Origin of the sequence: Methylibium petroleiphilum PM1, from assembly GCF_000015725.1 — a bacterium.
GTDB classification, from domain to species: domain Bacteria; phylum Pseudomonadota; class Gammaproteobacteria; order Burkholderiales; family Burkholderiaceae_C; genus Methylibium; species Methylibium petroleiphilum.
Map to the genome: position 1 here is coordinate 57,420 of NC_008826.1, position 20,131 is coordinate 77,550.

The 20,131-nt window shown below is 65.9% G+C and carries 14 protein-coding genes and 1 pseudogene; 8 read left to right on the forward strand and 7 right to left on the reverse strand.

The window, feature by feature from the left end:
- Positions 1 to 97: 97 nt before the first annotated feature.
- The 4 genes and pseudogenes from MPE_RS19625 to MPE_RS24345 all read right to left on the reverse strand — a co-directional run bounded on the left by MPE_RS19625 (position 98) and on the right by MPE_RS24345 (position 5,274).
- On the reverse strand, positions 98 to 508 hold the full coding sequence (locus tag MPE_RS19625) for a hypothetical protein (protein ID WP_041930346.1): 411 nt from the start codon (positions 506 to 508) through the stop codon (positions 98 to 100).
- Between the two features lie 558 nt (positions 509 to 1,066).
- A pseudogene (locus tag MPE_RS19635) lies at positions 1,067 to 3,868 on the reverse strand (Tn3 family transposase); the annotation flags it as partial.
- Between the two features lie 44 nt (positions 3,869 to 3,912).
- Positions 3,913 to 5,105, reverse strand: a protein-coding gene (locus MPE_RS19640; protein ID WP_085984391.1) for an IS3-like element ISMpe1 family transposase whose coding sequence is annotated in 2 segments (ribosomal slippage) — positions 3,913 to 4,850 and positions 4,850 to 5,105 — 1,194 coding nt in all. Because the reading frame shifts where the segments join, the coding sequence is not laid out codon by codon here.
- 28 nt (positions 5,106 to 5,133) lie between these two features.
- Positions 5,134 to 5,274 carry a hypothetical protein gene (locus MPE_RS24345; RefSeq protein WP_158304635.1) on the reverse strand — a complete coding sequence of 47 codons (141 nt, stop codon included), beginning with the start codon at positions 5,272 to 5,274 and terminating at the stop codon, positions 5,134 to 5,136.
- Positions 5,275 to 5,642: 368 nt separating this feature from the next.
- Here MPE_RS24345 and MPE_RS19650 point away from each other — a divergent pair, with 368 nt between their 5' ends.
- The 5 genes from MPE_RS19650 to MPE_RS19675 all read left to right on the forward strand — a co-directional run bounded on the left by MPE_RS19650 (position 5,643) and on the right by MPE_RS19675 (position 11,539).
- Positions 5,643 to 7,226, forward strand: coding sequence for an ATP-binding protein (locus MPE_RS19650; RefSeq protein WP_011831466.1), 1,584 nt, complete (start codon positions 5,643 to 5,645; stop codon positions 7,224 to 7,226).
- A 164-nt stretch (positions 7,227 to 7,390) separates the two neighbouring features.
- Positions 7,391 to 7,693, forward strand: a complete 303-nt coding sequence (locus MPE_RS19655; protein ID WP_011831467.1) for a hypothetical protein — start codon at positions 7,391 to 7,393, stop codon at positions 7,691 to 7,693.
- Positions 7,694 to 8,132: 439 nt separating this feature from the next.
- On the forward strand, positions 8,133 to 8,363 hold the full coding sequence (locus MPE_RS19660; protein WP_011831468.1) for a hypothetical protein: 231 nt from the start codon (positions 8,133 to 8,135) through the stop codon (positions 8,361 to 8,363).
- A gap of 14 nt (positions 8,364 to 8,377) precedes the next feature.
- Positions 8,378 to 9,040, forward strand: a complete 663-nt coding sequence (locus MPE_RS24455) for a DUF7673 family protein (RefSeq protein ID WP_011831469.1) — start codon at positions 8,378 to 8,380, stop codon at positions 9,038 to 9,040.
- A gap of 189 nt (positions 9,041 to 9,229) precedes the next feature.
- Entirely contained in the window at positions 9,230 to 11,539 is a 2,310-nt protein-coding gene (locus MPE_RS19675; protein ID WP_112191199.1) for a site-specific integrase, read from the forward strand.
- A 190-nt stretch (positions 11,540 to 11,729) separates the two neighbouring features.
- Here MPE_RS19675 and MPE_RS19680 read toward each other — a convergent pair whose 3' ends face one another.
- Positions 11,730 to 12,737: a ParB/RepB/Spo0J family partition protein gene (locus MPE_RS19680; protein WP_011831471.1), complete on the reverse strand. Its 1,008-nt coding sequence runs from the start codon at positions 12,735 to 12,737 to the stop codon at positions 11,730 to 11,732.
- On the reverse strand, positions 12,734 to 13,927 hold the full coding sequence (locus tag MPE_RS19685) for a ParA family protein (RefSeq protein ID WP_011831472.1): 1,194 nt from the start codon (positions 13,925 to 13,927) through the stop codon (positions 12,734 to 12,736). Before MPE_RS19685 ends, MPE_RS19680 begins: the two co-directional genes overlap by 4 nt.
- A gap of 893 nt (positions 13,928 to 14,820) precedes the next feature.
- Between MPE_RS19685 and MPE_RS19695 the strand changes: the two genes are divergently transcribed.
- The 3 genes from MPE_RS19695 (at position 14,821) to MPE_RS19705 (ending at position 18,879) form a co-directional block, all read left to right on the forward strand.
- Positions 14,821 to 16,077 carry a replication initiation protein gene (locus MPE_RS19695; protein WP_041930350.1) on the forward strand — a complete coding sequence of 419 codons (1,257 nt, stop codon included), beginning with the start codon at positions 14,821 to 14,823 and terminating at the stop codon, positions 16,075 to 16,077.
- A 170-nt stretch (positions 16,078 to 16,247) separates the two neighbouring features.
- Positions 16,248 to 16,664, forward strand: coding sequence for a hypothetical protein (locus MPE_RS19700; protein ID WP_011831475.1), 417 nt, complete (start codon positions 16,248 to 16,250; stop codon positions 16,662 to 16,664).
- 946 nt (positions 16,665 to 17,610) lie between these two features.
- Positions 17,611 to 18,879, forward strand: a complete 1,269-nt coding sequence (locus MPE_RS19705; RefSeq protein ID WP_259372588.1) for a replication initiation protein — start codon at positions 17,611 to 17,613, stop codon at positions 18,877 to 18,879.
- Positions 18,880 to 18,883: 4 nt separating this feature from the next.
- Here the strand turns inward: MPE_RS19705 and MPE_RS22950 are convergent, their stop codons facing one another.
- Positions 18,884 to 20,101, reverse strand: coding sequence for a hypothetical protein (locus MPE_RS22950; RefSeq protein WP_049820940.1), 1,218 nt, complete (start codon positions 20,099 to 20,101; stop codon positions 18,884 to 18,886).
- Between the last annotated feature and the right edge of the window lie 30 nt (positions 20,102 to 20,131).

Genomic DNA, 20,131 nt, shown 5'->3' on the forward strand with positions numbered 1-20,131 from the left:
GGGGCGGCTGCGCAAGCGCTCATAAGTAGGGCGCCATGCACGCGCCGATTCGACCGAGAGCCGGTGCCTTTCGCCGGGTTGCTTAGGGCGAGTCGGCTTACCGCAGGGAGGACGGCTTCGCCGCCGGTCGGCGCAAGCGCGGATAGGCCGCCAGAACGCTTTCGGGCATCGAGTTGCAGCACTCTTTGAGGTCCTCGATCGTCAGGCGTCGGTCGAAGGTCTTAATGCGCCAGGAGTCGGCCGGGAAAGAGCCGAACACCTCGCTGGAGGGATGAACCCACAGGAAGGCCTGTTGAGCCGTTGCGAAGGTCCTGGACCCTTGGTAGCCCATCCGAGCATCCACAACCACGCCGCGGATGGAGATGCGGTCCCGGGCTCCAATGGCGTCCAACAGCTCAACCAGCGGTCCGGCCGGCTTGGTGCCGGATGGAAGCTGGCCGGTGGTCTGGAAGCGCATCAGGTCGTGCGGATTGGTCGCAAGGCGGCGCATCTGTTTCGGGGTCACCATGGCGCTTCAGGTGTAGCTCGGAGGAGAGTAGGTGAGGCGAGGGCGGTCCTCTCCCGGCCGGCGGGGGAAGATGCTTCCAACGCTCCGGTCGACGGACACCAATCGCACCGCCACGCATTCGACGGTTCTACGCTGTGCGGCCTCGCCGGTGGTCCATGTGAGCGCTTGCCGGGCGTGTCCGATCAGCGTGAACGCTGAGGCTTCCAAGGCGAGGAGGTGTCGAGCCTGGGCTTGGACCGCAGCCAGTTGCGCTTCGCGGACGTCCGTGCCGGGCTCCGGGTCCGGAAAGGCGCACCGCGCGGACTGCAGCAGGGCGTCGTCGGTCCTGATGATCCGGCCAGAGACGACTTGGCCCGGCGTCAGGGGATCGAACTCGAGGCCGAAGAAGACCGGCTTGGGGTCCCCTTGTTTTCGGTGCCAAAAGTGACGGTACGCCTCTGCCCGTAGAGCCAGCATTGGCGCGGGGTTCGCTTTCAGACCGCGCGCAAGTGCTTGTCAGGCAATGAGTTCCTGTTGGTCCTCCGATCGGCCGCTGAAGGCCTGTTTGTGGGGTCGATCTCAGCCAGCAGCACCTGTTTTCACTGCAGTTTGTGACGGCAGGATCTGGCCCGCGTAGCGCTCCAGCGGGAAGCGGAAGACTCCCCGCAGGTTGATGCCTTCAAGGCGCGTGGGCGCAATGCGCCCGGTCAGCTCGGCCGGCACGATCTGCCGCCTATTGGCCCACCGGTCCAGCACTACCTGCATCTGCGCCGTGTTCCATGCCATCACGATGTTGGCCAGCAGGCTCAGCGCATCGGCCACCGCTTGCATTTCGTCGGCTCTCCGTGCCTGCGCTGGCCCCACACGGCCGGTGTAGATCGCCCGCTTCAGCGCATTGACCGCCTCGCCGCGGTTGAGGACCCGTCGCAGCTCGCGGCGGAACGCCTCGTTGACGAAGTAGTCGGCCAGGAACGCCGTGCGCAGCAGCTTGCCCAACTGGACGCCGGCGTCGTAGATCGGGTCGCCTCGGGCGGCCGAGCCGAACCTGGCCAACGCCGTGACCGCGCTGGCGTGGCCCGTGATCACCGAGGCTGCCAGATGCACCAGACTGTCCCAGTGGGTCTCTATCAGGGCCGTATCGATGGTGGCCTCGCACACGGCAGCGATCTCCTCGGGCACCTTCATGCCGCGCGGCACGAACAGGTGCCGCTGATTGAGCTCCCTGAGCCTGGGACACAGATCGAAGCCCAGCAGCCGAGCCAGGCCCATGGCGAAGTCGGTGTAGCCGTGCGTGTCCACAGCCAGTTGCGTGGTCTCGACCTTCTCCTGCCGCACCACGCCCTCGATGGCCGCGCCAGCCTGACGCTCGTTGAGCACGATGGGCTGGGCATGGAAGATCCCCCAGCGGTCCTTGACGTGGCTGTAGATGCCGATCGAGGCCGTCTGCCGCCTGGGGTCCTGCCGTGCCTGCCAGACCCGGCGGCTGGTCTCCAGGCTCATCATGTCTGACGAAGCCAGATCCGCTCGGCCCCAGGTGGCGGCGATCGGTTGGCGTTGCATGTGCTCCAGCACCGCCTGGCAGGCCAGCGCCAGGCGCCGCTCGTCACCGGCCCAGCGCATAGCCTGGCGAATACTGGTGGCCGACAGCTGCGGGATCATCCGTGCGCACTCGGCCGCAGTCAGGCTGGTGCCGTGGGCCAGGATGCCGGCGTAGACCATCAGCAGTTCCTGGCCAGATCGCGGCTCGCGTGCGAGCATGATCCAGCTGAAGCGCACCTGGGCGTCCACCGCCAGGATGACCTCGGGCAGTTGCACTTCGCCGATGCGCTGATCGAGCCGGCTGCGCAGCCTGCTGACTTCGGGGTCCTCATCGTCGGCCGCCAGCGGAGCCAAGTGCAGTTCGTCGTCGACACGCAGCGCGCCGGTGCGTACCGCCGTGGCCACGGCGTCGACGCCGGCGCGCACGCGCTCCAGCAGCGGCGCGAGGTAGTTCGCTGCCTTGGCCGGCATCTGTAGCCTGGCGTAGTGGCGCCGGGCCTCAACCTCCCAGCGCTCGTCCGGGATGAACAGCCGCTCGCGGCCTCGGAAGCTCAGCGAGTGTTCGATCCAGATCGAGCCATTGCGCAATCCCCGGCGCAGCGCGAACAGGGTGGCCACTTCCAGTGCCCGGAACGCCCGCTCCCGGTCGGTGTCAGCGATGTCCTGGCGCCACGCTGCCCCCAGCCGTGCAGCGGTGACATCGACAGGCAAGGTCTTGTCGCCGGCTGCGTACTGCGCGCGCAGGATGTCCAGCGCCTGCAGCGCCGGGTGCTCACCCGTGGCCGTCCACGACAGGCTCCCAGCGGCCACCAGCAGCGAGCGCACCGGGGCGATGGCGGCGATCAACTGCCGACGGATGCCCGAGGCCCGGCTCGGTGTTCTCTGCGCGCGCCGGGCTGCGACCAGTTCGAGCAGGCGCGTGCGCAGTTCGGCCGTGCCGGCTTCGTCCCGGGCCAGCTCGGCCAACTCCTGCAGCAGCAACTGGTACTGCCGCGACCAGTCGATGGGGGCAACCGCATCGTCGGCACATTGGCGCCAGAGATCGGCGACGCGGCGCTGGAACATGAGGATGAACTGGTCGGTGGCCGTCAGCAAGCAGTAGCGCAGGAAGCAGGCCGTCTCGACGGTCCGGGCGGGCTCCTTGACGCGGGCGTTGACCGACGGCGCTCGCGAGGCCATGCGTCGCGCGTAGCGGCGCACCAGCACGTTGTTGATCTCGGCCAGCGCGCGGTCGACGCCGAGCTCCTTCAGGCAAGTGATTCGCTCCAGAACCTCTGCTATCTGCCGCGTGGAATGCTTGGCCGGCGCGCTCCACAACCAGGACTGGCAGGGTTGTCCATCAGGACGCGGGGCATCCAGCACCGCGCTCCAGCGCTTGAGGGTCGAGACGGGAACCGACTGCCGAACCGCCTCGGCCGTCGTGCGCTCGAGCTCGCTCAGGGCGGCCGCCACCAGGCCGCGGATGTCGCGCTCGCGCAAGACCAGCAACCTGTGGCTGTACAGCCATTGCCGGGCGTGGACGATCAGACGTTCTCGGTCGGCGCACTGCGCGACTTCATCGCGCAGCACACGCACGAGCGCACGACGCTGGTGCTCAGTCATCCAGCCAAATCCCAGGGACTCGCAGGCCAGCTGTTGGTGATCGAACAGGGTGCGGCCCCGTGCATACAGCGCCCGCACGGACGCCAGATCGGGAGTCTCGATGCCGAGTTCGCGGCCCAGGTGGGCCAGCAGGACGCTCGGCACGACGCGCACGCTGTTCAGCGGCCGGCCGGTCATGCGCACGAAGCCGATGTGCAGCGCCAGGCCCAGCCGCAGACCGTCGCCGCGGCGTCGCGCGATCAGCTTGACCTTGCCCCTGAATCCCGTAGCTCTTAGCATCCTTGTTACGCGGCCTTGTTGAGCTGTGCCGCGACCCAGCGCTCTTCATACTGCCTGGGGCTGAGGTAGCCCAGCGAGGAATGTAGCCGGCGGTGGTTGTAGAAGGCCATCCAGTCGATGACCTCGTCCATAGCCTGCCTCCTGGTGGCGAACTTACGCCCATGCAGTCTGCCGACCTTCAGGCGCCCCCACAGGCTCTCGGTCGGCGCGTTGTCCCAGCAGTCGCCCTTGCGGCTCATCGACGAGCGCATCCCGTACCCGGTCAGCGCCTTCTGGAACTCGTCGCTGCAGTATTGGCTGCCGCGGTCCGTGTGCACGATCAGCCCCGGCGGTGGCCGACGCCGGAACCACGCCATGCGCAGCGCGTCCGTCACCAGGCTGGCGCGCATGTGGGGCTGCATGCTCCAGCCCACGATCATCCGACTGTGCAAGTCGATGAAGGCCGCCAGGTACAGCCAGCCTTCGTCGGTAGCGATGTAGGTGATGTCGCTCGTCCACTTCGCGTTGGGGCCGTCGGCCGCGAAGTCCCGCTGAAGCAGGTCTGGCGCGATCGGCAGGTTGTGCTTGCTGTCGGTGGTGACGACGAACTTGCGGCGGCCCCGAGCCTTGATGCCGTGCTGCTGCATCAGGCGTCGAACCCGTTCCTTGCCGACGCGGTGGCCCCGGGCGCACAGCTCCTTAGTCATCCGCGGCCATCCGTACTCCTGACGGACCTCGGCGTGAATGGCACGCACGTGCGCCAGCAAGGCCTCGTCGCTCAGACGCCCCGAGCCCGGCCGGCTCGGCTGGCGTCGATACTGGCGGCGTTGGTGCTCGAAGTACCCGCTGACGCTCACGCCCAGCACCTCGCAGCTCAGGCTCACCGGCCAGCTCTCCTTCATCGTCCGGATCCAGGCGTACTTTGCAGAACATCCTGCGCAAAGTACGCCGCCGCTTTTTTTGCGATGTCGCGCTCCATCTTCACGCGCGCCAGTTCCGCCCTCAGCCTGGCCAGCTCCATCTGCTCTGGCGTCACCGGCCGGTCGCCAGCGCCACCAAGCTGCCCCTGCTCACTGGAGCGCACCCAGTTGCTCAGGCTGGCCTTGGGAATGCCCAGCACCTTCGCCGTCATCCCCACCGACTGGCCTGCCCTGACCAGCCTGACGGCCTCCAGCTTGAACTCCTGCGTGTACTTCCCACGCACTTGCTTGTCATTCATCTCGTAGCTCCTGTCTCTGATTCCATCATCAGCCAAGAACTACGTTTTTCGGGGGCAAGGTCAGCTCTCGCTCGGCGGGGCTGAAGCTGAAGAAGGCCTGCAGCTCAAACTGGCTGAGCTCACGCGGCAGCTCGCGCTGGCCCAGATACGGTGATTGCCAGCCTTGCATGGCCTCGCTCCCAACTCAAGCCTCGGGCCGCCCACGATAAGCCCCTGCGCGAGCCAACAGGAAAGTTCATCGAATCAACAACTTACCGAACAGCGCTCGAACGGACCCGCGCCAATGCTGGCTCTACGGGCAGGAGCGTACCGTCACTTTTGGCACCGAAAACAAGGGGACCCCTGGCTCTCACGATCGGTATCACCGGAGCAGGTCGCCCCCAGGAGCCCGTCAGCGACCCGACGCTCTTTCCCGCCATTTCCAGCGTGTTGTGCACGACCTACTGTTTCATCTACATGGTGCAGGGGCTGCGTTGGCGTGACCAGCTGCGTCGCGCCTTGGTCAGAGAGCATGCAGCCGCCGTGGAGGTGGGAGCAATGAAGAGCAGGTTCCTCGCCACGATGAGCCACGAGATCCGAACGCCGCTGAATGGCGTTGTCGGTGCAGCTGAGCTGCTGCAGAAGAATGGCTTGAGCGAACGCGAGAAGGCGCAGATGGTGTCTCTGCTCACCCAGAGCTCCCGGGCTTTGATGGCGCTGATCAACGACATCCTGGACTGGTCGAAGCTCGACGTCGGGAAGGTCATGATCGAGCGGCACCCGATCAACCTGCGCGCCCTGGTCTTCGAGTCCAACGAGCTCTTCGCGGCACAGGCGGCCAACAAGGACATCGAGTTGACCTCGAGCTGCAATCCTGACGTGCCTCGCACGTTGCATGGAGACCCGACGCGGATTCGGCAGATCGTCAACAACCTGGTCAGCAACGCCGTCAAGTTCACCGAGCGCGGCGGTGTGCACATCCACCTGTCAATCGACGGCATCGACCCGAGCGAACGGCATCAGGAAGGCGACCCGCGTACGGTGCGCATCGAGGTGTCCGACACCGGCATCGGCATCTCGCCAGAAAAGCTCGGCAAGCTGTTCAAGGCATTCAGTCAAGGCGATGTCTCGGTGACGCGCAACTTCGGCGGTACCGGGCTGGGCCTCGTGATCAGCCAGGAGCTGGCCAACCTGATGGGCGGCCGCATCGAGGTCTCCAGCACCCCGGGCGTGGGTAGCGTCTTTACCGCCTTGCTGCCGATGATCGCGACGGATCAGGTCGCGTCTACCGGCGTGCCTCGAGCTCGCCCCGACATTATTCTCGCCGCCACCAACGTGGGCTTGCGGCGGCACATCCGGTCGCTTCTCAGCGACTTGCGCATCGACCCAACGACGGTGGGACACATCCCAGACGAGTCGGAACTGTCGGAATGTCGCTTGTTGCTGGTCGACGCGCCCATGTTGGCTGGCATCACCAACCTGTCGGCGTGCCTGGATCGCCATTCCGCAGCCGGCCGTCGAGTCGCAGTCCTCACGCCGCTGAATTGCGACGCCGTCGTTGGCGTTCTTCCCGAAGCAGTTCTCCTGTACAAGCCCGTTCGACTGACCAGCATTCGCGCGTTGGTCGATGCCGTCGACGGCGTCTCCACCAGCACTGGCGAACAACGAACCGGCTCCGATGGAGCGCAATCGACGCCGCCGCTTCGAGGCTTGCGCGTACTGATCGCGGAGGACAACCAGGTCAACCAGGTTGTGTTCCAGGCAATGCTCGCCCAGGCAGAGGCCGACTGCAGCATTGCTCGCAATGGCCAGGAGGCCCTCGACGCGCTGGCGGAGCACAAGTTCGATGTCGTGCTGATGGATGTCCAGATGCCTGTGCTCGACGGGATTTCTGCCGTGCGAGAGTTGCGCGCGCGCGAGTCCTCGAACCCAGGCTCCGGTCGCACGACCGTGGTGGCCATGACCGCCAACACGGAGCCGCAAGACATTGCCCAGTGCCGCAGCGCCGGAATGGACGACTTCCTACCCAAGCCGTTCTCCATCGGCCAGCTGACGTCCGTGCTCGCGCGCCACGCCCATCGCTCGCCCGCTGCCGCTGGCCAGGCGCTGGCCACAGGCGCGGCGGCGTCGACTTTGAAGTGATGAGCTGAGCGTGTTTGCAGCCGGGCAAATGCCCGAGAGGTAGTCAGCCACCGCCTAGTCGTCGTCGCCCGGCCATCGAAGCCGGGTAGCGCGGTTCGCTGGCGGTGTGAGCCATCTCCTCTGGTCAGGTCGATTGGAGACCTGCTTCAACCAAGGAGATGTTCATGAGCACAAACTCGGAATGCGCCTTCATCGAAGTCGCGAAGGGCAAGTGGTACTACTTGCTCGAGGACTACGACGCGCCCAAAAACGCCTGGGACTGGCGCGACCACGCCAGCGCCTACGGCCCCTTTGCAACCGAAGAAGCTGCCGACCAGCACCTGCGCGACAACCACGCCAATCCCGGAGGCTCCTGGTCCAGGCCGCTGCCCGAAGGCGTGGACGCACTCGACATGTCGAAGGACGAAACGCTCGCCAGGCTGATCCAGTCGGCACGCGCGCCGACGGCCAGCCGCCGCCGCTGGTGATGGCTCGCGCTTCGGCGCACTTCGCAACCCCTTCAAGCCGCCCCGGTCACATCGACCTGGGCGGCTTTTTCCGTTCCTGGCGCGACGTGCTGCAGGCGTTGGCCGCAAGCAATGGCGCTCGACGAGCGTTCGGACCATGTTTGCTGCGCAGCAAATAACCCGTGATTCGCTTTCGCCACGGTCCGAGGCGTAGTTGATCGCTAAGCAGCCAATGGAAGGACAGGTCGACGTGTGGCAGCCAAACGACCAGCGGATCGGCAGCAGAGCACCACGCGAACCAGCCCGGCGTTTTCACCCTCTGCTATTTATTGCGCTGAAGTCGTGTCCTGATTACTGGTGTTATGAGGACATCGGTTAAAATCTCCGAACGGGGCATCGCGCTCCACGAGCCTGCCCAACCCCTGGGCTTTCTGAACGGCAACAAGCACTTGGAGAGCGCATGCCCGACGATCTGAACGACTTCCCGCGGCGCGGCATGCTCCGCGATCGCGACCACCAGCGGCTGGACGACCTGCTGACGGCGTTGCTGGCCGACCTGGCCGCCGGCGCCGTCACTGCCGACCAGGTGCGCATCGAACTGGCGCACCTCATCGGCGCGGTCGACATCGGCAATCGCACCGAGGTGGATGCCTCGCTCGACCTGGGGCGCAAGCGCGCCCAGCGTCGCTGAAGGAGCCGGCCGCCATGCCCGCACCAACATCGCGCGTCGAGCTCGAGGAAGCCGGCTTCGAGGCCCTGCAGCGCCTGTACCAGGTCGCCCTCGGCGACGCCGGCCAGTGCCGATTCATCGCGCGCTTCCTGCTCGGCCTGTACAACGGCACCCGCTTCCCGTTCGACCTGACGGACCTGCGCGCGATCGACGAGGCGCTGTTCGAGGACTGCATGACCGTCCTTCGCATGGACGCCCGGCTGTGCCGCCAGGAGATCCACCTGTACTTCACCAACGGCGGCGCCAAGTTCGAGCAGCTGGTCCGCGACTGGAACGTGCGCGACGTGGCCAAGCTGGCCGCCACCGGCGACGGATCGCCGCGGCCGGGCCCGGAGCGCGGCGTGCTGCGACACGAGGACGACGTCAGCGCCAGGCTGGTCAGCTACGGCAACTCGCCCGGCTACCGGGACGCCACGCTGACGCTTGACTGCGAGGCGATCGGCGACAACCGGGATGCCGTCGGGACCGTCCGACTGAGCATCCACCTGCAGCATCCGTCGACCGTCGATGTGCTCCAGCACCTCCAGCACGTGCACGCGTTCGCCTGGCGCGACTGGCCGCGGCGCGCGCCGCTGGACGCCAAGGATGGCGAGCAGCGTCCGGCCTGGCTGGACCGCCCGAGTGCTTCTCTCGCATGAACAACGAACTGGCGCCATCCCAGCCACCCTTTCGGCTGCGCTCACACCCATGGTGCGCCCTGCCCTTCCCTCTCAAACTGCGGGTTAACCCGTAGCGCCTCGGCCGTGCTTGACCCTTCTTCCGAGCCTCCCGGCGACGCCAGCGACGCCCCGGCGAAGCGCAAGCGCGGCCGCCCGGCCGGCGTGAAGATGCGCATCGCCGCCGACCAGCTGCGGCACCACCACTTCAGCTTTGTCCGGGAGATCATCGAGCTGCCCGACCAGCCGCTGAAGAAGCCGTGGGAGCGGTATCTCGCCTTCGAGGGCGGGCCGAGCGATGAGCGGCACTACGCTGCGCGCCTGCGCGAACTCGTCAAGCTGATGCGCTTTGCCGCCACCGAACGCGGCCTGGCCGCGCGGGCCGACGTCGCGCTTGCCGGCGTCATCCCGCCGTCGCCACCGCCCTCCCCTGCCCTGCCGAAGCCGTCGGCGGCGGCACCGGTCCGGACGATCCCCGACCTGGATGAGTGGGTCGGGCAGCGCTGCGAGGCCCTCGGCATCGACGTCGACTTCCAGACACAGGCCGAGTGGCTGGCCGAGTACGAGGAGGAGTTCGGTTTGAACGCGCCGCCGGTACCGATGCCGGCCACCGCCCTGCCCTCGCCATCGCCGGCGCCGGCCTCGAGCGGCCGCGCGCCCTCCCCTGCCCTGCCCAAGCGCCAGGACCGTCTCGCCGCCCTGAACGAGCTCGCGCATGCGCTGGCCAAGCCCCCTGCCCTTTCCGACCCCCTGAGCGCCTGGCTGTCGGAAGACTTGGCGCGCCGTCTCGCCGGCACGGAGGTCGATGGCCGGCGCCTGCCTCTGCTCACGCTGGACAACCTGATCACCTTCGTCAACCTGTACCACTACCGCTGGTGGGAGCACGTGCCGCGGCTTGGTCAGGAGCGCGGTGATCGGCTGACTGCCTGGCTGGCTCCCCTCTCCGACGCCCTGGGCCGACCTCTCAAGGAGGTGGCTCGAAGGCCACAGCACGAGATCCGCCTGGCGCGCGAGCGCGCGCTGCGCGGCAGCAAACGCTACGGCATGGTCCCGCTCGATCAGCTCGCCGTTCCGCCCGACCTCAGCGGGCGCGATGGCACCTTCAGGTTGCCCGGGGTAAACGTCTGGGGCGTGGACACGGACTTGGACGCGATCTTCAACTGGATGGCTCGATACGCGACTTCGCCGCGCACCTCCGCCTCCTACGGGTCGATCGTCGAGCGCTTCTACCTCTGGGCCGTCCTGGTGAAGCGCAAGCCGATGTCTTCGCTCACCGAGGGCGACATGCGGGACTACCGGGACTTCATCACCCGCCCGCCCGCGGACTGGGTCCAGGAGCGCTTCGTCATGCGCGGCGGCCCCGACTGGCGGCCGTTCCGAGGCCCCCTTTCCCCGGCGAGCCGCAAGCGCAACTTCATCGTCATCTCGATGATGCTTAGCGCGATGGTCGAGAAGGCCGGCTACCTCAAGGGCAATGCTGCGGAGGGCGTGCTGCGCAGCCTCACCGTCCGCGGCCCAGCCATCAACATCGACCGCACCTTCACCGACGCTCAATGGGCGTACGTGATGCGCCGGTGGGACGAGGAGTACGCCTCGTGCGGCCCGAGGCACGCCGACGACGAGGAGCAGCCCTTCTGCCCCGACGATGGTCACCCAGACCAGGAGTTCACGCGCGCCGCCCTCCTCCGCCGTACCCGCTTGGTGCTCGAGCTGGGCGCAACGACGGGCCTGCGGCTTTCAGAGTTCCCCACCACGCGCCTCAAGTCGATCGCTCGCCAAGTGGTTGATGGCGAGGAAGTCTGGCTCATGACCGTCCTCGGCAAGGGGAACAAGCTGCGCGAGGTGCTGCTGTTTGACGACGTGCGGGAGATGGTCGAGCAGCACCACCGCGACATGGACATGATGGGCACGGCGTTCGACCCGAGCAATACGCGCAAGTTGCGCACCCTGCACGAGGACGACGCGCTCTCGTCCGAACCAGTGGCACCGCCCGCCGCGGAACCCGACCCCTCAGCTCTTCTCCTGCCCGGTGCGCCCCGGGCCGCGGACGATCCCGACTGGACGCTACGTCCGCTCATTGGGGCCTTACGCAAGGCCGGCCGCCGCTGGAAGCTGGATGCCAATGGGGTCAAGGTGATTGATGAGGAGTCGCCAAGGAACGCCGACCGCTACGGCTCGATCGATCCCTCAGGCCTCTACAAGTCGCTGAAACGCTTCTTCGAACTCTGCAAGAAGGACGCAGCCGAACACGGCCTGCCTACCGAAGACGCCAAGGCATTTGCCTCTGCGTCGACGCACTGGATGCGCCACTTCTTCGCAAACACCGCCCTCGCCGACGGTGTCGCAGCCGAGGCCGTGAAGGACGCCATGGGGCACAAGAGCCTGAACACCACCTCGATCTACCTACGCACGGAGCGACGGCGAATGGTCGAGCAACTCGGCAAGCTGAAGCGTCGCGGCGCACCTGGTGGAGCCGGGTGATTAACGGTTAATCACCCTCTCGGCGACTGACGCGCCTGGCCTCGCAAGTCGCGCTGAGCGGCCCGCAGACCCCGGTGATTAACCGTTAATCACCCCGCGCGAAGGCGCCCTCGCCTCCTCTACCTGGCCGCGACAGTCCAATGAAAACGGGGCCCTTGGCCCCGTTCCTTGCGCCCCGCCGAGACGCGCTTCAGTCCTTGAACAGCTTCTCGATGAACTCGATGAGCCTCTTTTCTGCGGCCGGCTGCAGCGCGCCTCCTTTGACCTTCAGGGCAATCCCACCGCGCTTGTCCCGCAGCAGTGTTCCGACCACCCGATCGCCAACCTTCAGTTCGCGCTGCTGAGCCCCAGCGCCCTCCCCTTGAGGGGGCGAGGCAACGCTGATGAGTCGGTCGAGCACCACCTTCGACGCCGGTCGCTCGGCCATCTTGCCGATCGCCTCCGCTTCAGCGGTGACCTTGACAGCGTCCTTCTCCAAGACGTCAGCCAACTCCTGTGCCCACCGGAACTGCAGATCGAGCGGCGACGGGAACGCGGCGATGATCGCTTCTGGCAGGGACGCCAGCTTGACCGCTGAACTCACCAGCGCCTGGTTCACGCCCAGCTTGGCCGCCAGTTGCCGTTGCGAGCTGTAGAGCCCCGCTTCGAGCGCGTCCTTGTACATGACGCCCTGCTCCCACGGCGTCAGATCCTCCCGGTTGCGGTTCTCTCGCTCCATCTCGGAGAAGAGCTCTTCCTCGCTCATCCTCGTCACGACGATCGCGTTCACCAAGAGGCCGAGCTCCAGGCAGGCGCGGTGCCGCCGACGACCGTAGACGATCTCGTACTCGTCCTTGCCGTCAGCCCCCTGCCCCACAACGCGCACCTTGATCGGCTGCACGTTCTCGCCGGCGGTCTCGATCTCAGCCTTGAGCTCCAAGTACCGCGGCGTCTGGAACGACAGTTCGTGCCGGTTCTTCCAACGGCTTTGCCGAATCCGCTTCGGGTCCAGTTTCACGACGGTGTTGCCGTCCTTGAAAGTCGCGAGTTCGGCCTCGAGGTCCTGGACCTTGTGGTGCGCAGTGATCGACTGCGTGATCGCGGCGACGCCGGACCGCCGCGTCGCGGCAGGCGCCACCACTTGCCCACTCTTCTCGTCAGCAGGCTCGTCGCCTAGGTTGCCCAGATCGACGCGAGACGCCTTGTCCTTCAAGCTCATGCTGCTTCTCCCATCGTGTTGCCGGACAGCTGGCGCAACCAGGCGACGCCCATCTGCTCCTCGATGTGCTCGACGACCCGATCGTAGGTCTGCGTCGCACGCTTGCGCGGCTGGTCATACACCGTGCCGAACTCAGCCGAGGCCGAACCAGCGGTGCGGGTGAGCGGTACCTCGACGGGCATCACCTTCTCGCCATAGGCAGCCGTGATCCATTCGCGGACCACCGGCGCCGACAGATCTTCCGGATCAACCTTCGAAAGCAGGACGTTGATGAACTCGAACTGCTTGACGGCGCCGTGCTTCTGCAGCCCCTCGGTCAGCACCGACACCAGGCTCCAGAACTGGGTGCTCGACAGGAAGTCCAAGGAGCTGGGCGGCAGCGGCATGAGGATGCCGTCGGCCGCCATCAGTGCGTTGATCGTGAGGTAGGACAGGGCAGGTGGCGTGTCAATGATGATCGCGTCGTACTTCAACCTGGCGTTATCAATCCCGTTGTGCAGCACGTTCCAGAACTGGAAGTTGCGCACGTTCATCTGTCGCGCAGGCAGATCGAACTCCGCGGAGAAAAGGTCGGAGACGGCGGGCACGAGGTCGATGCCCTCCCAGTAGGTCTCGCGAATCGCGTACTCAATCGAGTCCCGCGCGCCGCGACACAGCGGCAGGATGGTCTCGTCCTCATCGATCTCGGCGTCAGGCAGGTAGCCGAAGAGCGACGTGGCGCTCCCTTGCGGATCCGCGTCGATCAGCAGCACCTTGTGGCCCCTCATGGCCAGGCCCTGCGCTAGCGTCACCGCGGTGGTGGTCTTCGTGACGCCACCCTTGAAGTTGGCGGTAGCGATCGTCACAGCCTCCGCACCTTCCGGACGCAGCTTGCTCTTGCGCAGCTCTCGGGACCAGGCCCTCACGTCGCTCAAGGTGAACGCCCGGCGATGGCTCGCGGTCTGGCCAGGCGGGAGGTCACCCTTCTTGGCGCGGTAGTCGATATGCTTCGGGTCCAGGCCGACGATCGCCGCCATGTGCGCTGTGCCAAACGTCGGTGCCTGCTTCTTCGCGTTCGGTGCGAGCATTGCCTTGCGCACTCGCTGAACGACCGTCCCAGCTCGCTCCGCGATCTTTCCGAACGCCTCTAGCGTTACGGGCTGCCTCCCGATAAGCCTGAGGGCGGTGTCTGCGTCGCTCTTTCCATCCATGCTGAGGTCCCTTCTTTGACTATTCGGCAATTCTCGTGCAACCTGGCCACTTTCGCCAAGTCTCCATACCCTTGCCTAGTCGTTGAATGAACCTCCGCGAAATCCGGACGATGCGCTCCAACTCCGCGAAATCCGGACGATTGCTCTTCCTCGTGGATAACCCAGTCCCGATCCTTTAACTATCACAATAATTCAGGACTTTGGTTGGCGAAAACTCTTTTGTTATCAATGGGTTACGCTGCTTTGCGTCCGGGTAACGCGAAGGACCCGTCCGGCATCTGCGAACCGGCGTCTGTGGATTGCGAACCGATCGTCCAGCCCCTTCTGGACAACGTCCGGATCCCGCGGACCCTTATCCAGCACTTATCCACAGGCCAGATCTCGGTGCTCGAGCTGGTCTGGAGGCGCTTGCCGATGCTCACCTGCTTCCCCATCGTCCGGATTCCGCGGAGGCGAGCGAAGAGTCCCCCGTCTCTCCCTCGTGCGAGGATCGCGCCGCGCTGCACCGCGGCATCGTCCGGATCCCGCGGACCCGTTGCCCGGCTCGAGCCACGTGATCGTCCGGGTTTTGCGGACCCTGAGTCACCTGGCCGCGCCTCGCCATCGTCCGGATTTCGCGGACCTCCAGCACCCGGCAAGCACCGCCATCGTCCGGATTCCGCGGGGGTAGGGCGCTCAGAGCCGATTCGTTGTGCCCAGTACAGACGCCGCCGGTCGGAAAGCGGCGCCCGCAGCGGGCTCGCCCGCTATCGTCCAATGACACTTGGACGTAGACTTGCCAGATGTCCGCGGCCCCTTCAACAGACCCGTCCGTCAGCCCTCTGACGCTCAGGAAGTCTGTCACCACTCTGGCGATCGCGCCACAAACCGAGGCGCTAACGCGCACGGCCCGGATGGCCTACAACCTGATGATCTTCATCGCGCAGAACATGCGCGAGGACGAGGATGGCGGCTACACGGCGCCGATGAGCGAGATCGTCAAGGGGTACGGCGGCACCACACGCGACTCGGGCCGCGTGCGCGGGTACATCGAGCAGATGTGCACCACGCTGGTCCGATGGTTCCCGTTGTCACGCAGCGATGAAGAGCAGGCGAACACCCAGGTGACGATCGCTGGCCTGCCTGATCCGCCGGAGTCGGCAGAGTGTCGCGTCTTCAGCCTGTTGTCGGAGGCGAGGTTCACGCGCCGCGGCGGCGAGCAGTGGCTCACCTGGTACTTCCCGCCGACCATCCGGGAGACGGTTGTCCATCCTGTTCGGTGGGCACAGGTCGACATCCAGGAGATGTCGCAGCTGTCGCACTATGCGAGCGTCGCACTATTCGAGATCTGCTCGCGCTACAAGGACGTGCCTGGCGGCCTGACCAACCGTGCCGCACCGGTCTTCTGGGTGCGCGCGCTGCGCGGCGAGCCAGAGGAGCGCTCGAAGGTTCGAGAGTGGCGCAAGTTCAAGAACGAGTCGCTGAAGCCGGCGCTGGCCGAGATCAACCAGAAGACGAGCCTGAACGTCGAGCTGATTGAAGTGCTGCGCGGCAAGACCACGGTAGAGGTGCAGTTCTCTGTGCGCCGCAAGCCTTCGGTGAAGGTCGTCGCGCCGATCGACCTCAGCCTCGTGGAACTGGCCGAGAGTCTGGGCCTGCGCGAGCGCCAGCTCGACCGCCTGGTCGAAGACTACAGCGAGCAGAAGGTGAGGAAGGCGCTCGAAGCTATGGTCGCGCGCAACCGCTCGATGCCCGGCTCGCCGATTCGCTTGCCGTACGGCTACCTTCAGAAGGCCCTACGCAACGAAGCGCTGGAATCTCCTCTTCTGGATGAGCCCGCAGAGGAGACCTCGGCGGTGCGAAAGCCGCCTCGCTCGCGCAACCAGCAGGAGCAAGAGCGCCAGGACCAGTGGATGGCGGACCGCCGCGCTCAGCTGAATGCGGCGCTCGACAACCTGTCGGTGGACGAGCTCGAGTCCTATGCCGCCAGTGCGCGCGCCACGCTGGCAGAGAAGGGCTTGCTCACGCCGGCCATGCTGCGTCGGTTCGACCAGAAGCAGTACAGGGCCCCGATGATCTGGGAGTACATCCGCACCGCCTACGCCGAAGCTACCTTCGGCCCTGACTGGCGCGCTGCGCCGCCCGCCGTGGAGAGTCATCAGACAGAGTGAATCGAAGCGATACATCCGCCGTATCACTACCTGATATACTTCAGTTGTTGCTTGTGCAACCGGAACAAGAGCTTCGTCTTACACGCCGACGTGGTTCATATCCGGGTATCAGGACGCCTCGCAAGACGACCTGGTACTTCAACCCAACCCAACTGAAAAGGAAACATTCCATGTCCCTCAACATCACCCTCAAGGACGGCAACGGCGCGTTCTACGTCAACCAGTCGACCAAGCAGAACGCCCCGAAGCTGGAAGGCTTCGTCGAGTTCTCGCTGGACGGCGAGAAGGACGGCCCGAAGCTGCGCCTGGACGCCGCCGCCTGGACCAAGGACAAGGACGGCCTGGCCTACTACAGCCTGTCGATCGGCGGCCTGAACGGCGCGCTCTTCCCCGAGAAGGAGAAGAAGAGCGCCGAGAGCCCGGACTACACCGGCTCGGTCGGCCCGAACCGCGAGCTGCGCATCGTCGGCTGGAAGCGCAAGGCCGAGTCGAACGGCGAGATGTACATCTCGCTGCTGATCTCCGAGCCGAACCGCCAAGGCCAGCGCGCCCCCGCGGCCGCCGGCAAGGAAGCCGCGTTCATCTGATCGCGACCTTCTGAACCCACAGGGCTCCCACGTCTATGACGCGGGGGCCCTTTTTCTTTTCGCTCGTGGGCTGCGCGGTCGGATCTGGCCCTGAGCGGCGGCAAGCATTTCCTTCAGATCCCCGAGAAGATCGCACGCAATGTCCGCGCCGAACGCATGGTGCTGCTCTACATCACTGGCGCATCCGATCAGTCGCACCAGGGACTCAGCACGCACGAGCACCTGTGAGGCTTCATCAAGAATCTCCCAAGCAGGGTGAACCGTTGCGACCGCGGCGTCATGACGATTGATAGCTCCCATGACTAGCACTCCCTTTTGATGATCGCTGAGCCTCACGACCACATCGTGTTGCTCGGATCGCGCGGTGACAAGCGATTTAGCTAGTGATGTGCAGGCGTTCGGTCGGCCCTACTGAAATGAGCCAGTGGCGAACCGCGATCACATACCTTGTGCCTCGAAGCGACAACGTTGCAATCGTTCGGCTTCGCCGCTATGGCTCGGCAGCCGCATAGTCGGTCGCAGCGCTGGTACCGGCTTGCAGGCCTCGTGACCCCGTGCTTGGTCACCAGCGAGCTGCCCTGGATCCTGTCACCTGAGCCCGCCATGCCGTGAGGTGACCGCTTCACCGCGCGTGGTCACCTCACCCCGAGTCCACACACCTGCCGACCCGCCGGCCGTCACCCAGCACCCCGAGTCCACACACCTGGCGCCCCGCCGGCGAGCACCTGCAGCCCCGCAGCCAGGCACCCGATCGGCCGCTAGCCCGCGCTATTGCTTGCTTCGCTGAGCGCAAAGGTATTGAAAGTGTTCAAAGTTCCTTGAAACACACAAAGGCGGCCTGGAAAGGAAGCCCCTCTTTTCCGTCGATCGACGGGTGACATCGGCACCCAGAATGAGTGACTTCCTTGTCTTGCCGCGGTTACCTGTCATGTCACGTTCGAGTGCCATGCCCCAGAGAGGGCAGGCCAGTCTTTTCGCCTCTGAGGACGAAGCTGATCCCTACAAGAAAGCTGTCGAGATCGTCCACGCGCTTCCGCGTCAGGGCCTGTCCTTGCTCAGCCGGAAGGTTGGGAACTGCCTGCTCCGGCAAGTCGTCAACGTCGGCCCTCGCGACGATGCTTGGTACGAGATCGGCATCAGCCCGCTGGCCCAGATGGCCGGCTTCGACTCCAAGGACTTCGCGCACCTGAAGTCCGCGCTGCGCGCCCTCATGGGCTTGGTCTTCGAGTGGGACGTTGTGACTCCGGTGACCAAGCGCCGCGGCTGGGAGGCTGCCAGTCTCTTCCCCAACGTGAAGATCCCTCCCGGCGCCGGCGTCGTGCGCTTCCAGGTCAACCCCGAGCTGCTGCCGCTGATCGTCAAGCCCGAGGTCTACGCGCTCATCGATATGGCCGTCGTGCGTCGATTCCGGCGCACCGCATCTCTCGCGCTCTGGGAACACTGCGTTCGCTTCGAGCGCGTCGGCGCGACGTCAGAGGTGCCTTGGCAGACGCTGCGCGACATCCTGCTGGGCCAGTCGGCCGACTCGAAGACGTACAACGAGTTCAAGTATTTCAAGGCCAAGGTCCTGGCTCCCGCGATCCGCGAGATCAACAGCGAGTCGAACCACCAGGTCGAGATGCGCATGAACTACGTCGGGCGTTTCGTCTCGACGATCGCGTTCACCATCCGGCCGAAGGCTGAGGCTACCGACAGTCTGACACCTGAGACCATGCACATCGTCGGCGAGATGGTGCAGATCGGCGTGCCGCAGGGCGACGCGCGCCGCCTGGCCAAGATGTACGGCGAGGCCAAGCTGAAGGGCGCGTTGCAGTACACGCGTGATCGCATGGCTGACACGAAGCGTGAGCCGCTGAGCAATCCAGGCGCCTACTTCCGGCACGCCCTGCACACGGGCTACGCGCGTCCGGCGGAAATCGCCATCGCGCCGGAGCAGACCACTTCGCCGAGCGAGGACCTGGCCACCCAGCTTCGCTCCCACCGGGCAAGAGAGGCTCAGGCGTACTACCGAGAGCTCGACGCTGACGAACAGCGCCAGCTGGTCGAGCGGTACAACTGCCAGCAGGCACTGGGAGCGTTGCAGGTGAAGACCAAGCCCACGCGCGCGGCCGAGGCGGCCTTCTCGCGATGGCTGGCGATCGACACGTGGGGCGAGCCGTCCAAGGAGGACCTGCTCGAGTTCGCCGCGCAGATGCTGGCGGCGAAGACTCGCTGAGGCTTTAGGCCGCGCGCGCCGCGGGCGCTTGCGCCGGCGCGTTGAAGAGCTCGGCCTGCTTGCGCACGAGGGACAGCAGGATCTCCGGCGTCAGGAACGGGTCGTTCTTGAGCATCTGGCGCATCAGCAGCGTCGTGACCGCGTAGCCATCGCCCGGCATGATCGGCACGCCGCGCGGTGACTGGCCCTTGGCATTGACCGAGAGGTAGAGCTTGTTGCCCTGCTGCTCGATCGTGAACCACTTCGAGTTGTTCTCGCCGTGGCCCTTGCCCTCGAATCGGTTGATCCAGCCCATGAAGACGGCCAGGACCAGCGGCAGCTCGCGCTGCGACAGCTGGATGGCGATCTTGCGCTGCCAGTCATACTGGCGCGTGGCGCTGGCCTCCGCCGCTTCCAGGCGCACCGTGTGCACCTTGGCGCGGGTCTGGTCGGCGCTGAAACACAGCGCCGCCTTGCCACCGTAGATGTGCTGGCTAAGGTACTCCTGGTCGGCCGACGCTTCCGCCGGCTCGGCCTGGCGGGCCTGCTGGCGCTGTTCGTGACGCTGATCCTGGCGCTGCGGCTCCGGACGATGCTCGGTGCGCTGCTCTTGACGGGCAGCCGGCTCGCGCCGGCCGCTGTCACGCCCCATGTGCGCGCGGCCCGGGATGTCTTCGTCGAACTCCGGCGGGGCAGGGCGATCGTCACCATGCGGCGCGTCGCCACGAGGGGAGGGCGCCGGCGCCGCTGCTGCAGGTGCTCCGCGGCCCGGGCGGTAGTGCATCGCGTTGGGCATGACCACCGCCGTCGTGGCGGCGCCGCGCGCCGGAGGCTGCGCAGGCGCTTCGGCGGCCGCAGCTTCGGCCTCGAGGTGGCGTGCGATCGTCAGCCGGATGTAGCGCGCGTTGTCGCCGTCGGGTAGGCCGGCTTCGTCCCACTCGCGGACGCGCATCGCGAAGTCGGGGCCCTCGGCCTTGCCGATCGCCACCATCGTGCGCGTCGAGAGCGCAGCCAGGCGGCCGCGCTGCAGGCGCTGGATTGTCGACTCGTGGCAGGCCAGCAGCACGCCGCGCAGGTAGTGCGACTCGCGCGCGGAACCTCGCTTCGCGCCTTCGAGCGCGCGCACGAGCATCGTCCCCTCGACCTGGAGGATCTCGTTGATGATCTTCTCGTTCGGGGTCGGGATCTTCAGCGCGCGCACGGCGGCGGCCAGCTGGGCGGGGTCGATGTGCTTGGGTTCCATGAGCGCATTATAGCTAGCTTCGCTATCTTT

Excerpts from the sequence above, each read along its gene's own strand:
- MPE_RS19625 (WP_041930346.1), bottom strand. The coding sequence starts at position 508 with ATGGTGACCCCGAAACAGATGCGCCGCCTTGCGACCAATCCGCACGAC.
- MPE_RS24345 (WP_158304635.1), bottom strand. The coding sequence starts at position 5,274 with ATGCAAGGCTGGCAATCACCGTATCTGGGCCAGCGCGAGCTGCCGCGT.
- MPE_RS19650 (WP_011831466.1), top strand. The coding sequence starts at position 5,643 with ATGAAGAGCAGGTTCCTCGCCACGATGAGCCACGAGATCCGAACGCCG.
- MPE_RS19655 (WP_011831467.1), top strand. The coding sequence starts at position 7,391 with ATGAGCACAAACTCGGAATGCGCCTTCATCGAAGTCGCGAAGGGCAAG.
- MPE_RS19660 (WP_011831468.1), top strand. The coding sequence starts at position 8,133 with ATGCCCGACGATCTGAACGACTTCCCGCGGCGCGGCATGCTCCGCGAT.
- MPE_RS24455 (WP_011831469.1), top strand. The coding sequence starts at position 8,378 with ATGCCCGCACCAACATCGCGCGTCGAGCTCGAGGAAGCCGGCTTCGAG.
- MPE_RS19675 (WP_112191199.1), top strand. The coding sequence starts at position 9,230 with ATGCGCATCGCCGCCGACCAGCTGCGGCACCACCACTTCAGCTTTGTC.
- MPE_RS19680 (WP_011831471.1), bottom strand. The coding sequence starts at position 12,737 with ATGAGCTTGAAGGACAAGGCGTCTCGCGTCGATCTGGGCAACCTAGGC.
- MPE_RS19685 (WP_011831472.1), bottom strand. The coding sequence starts at position 13,927 with ATGGATGGAAAGAGCGACGCAGACACCGCCCTCAGGCTTATCGGGAGG.
- MPE_RS19695 (WP_041930350.1), top strand. The coding sequence starts at position 14,821 with ATGGCCTACAACCTGATGATCTTCATCGCGCAGAACATGCGCGAGGAC.
- MPE_RS19700 (WP_011831475.1), top strand. The coding sequence starts at position 16,248 with ATGTCCCTCAACATCACCCTCAAGGACGGCAACGGCGCGTTCTACGTC.
- MPE_RS19705 (WP_259372588.1), top strand. The coding sequence starts at position 17,611 with ATGCCCCAGAGAGGGCAGGCCAGTCTTTTCGCCTCTGAGGACGAAGCT.
- MPE_RS22950 (WP_049820940.1), bottom strand. The coding sequence starts at position 20,101 with ATGGAACCCAAGCACATCGACCCCGCCCAGCTGGCCGCCGCCGTGCGC.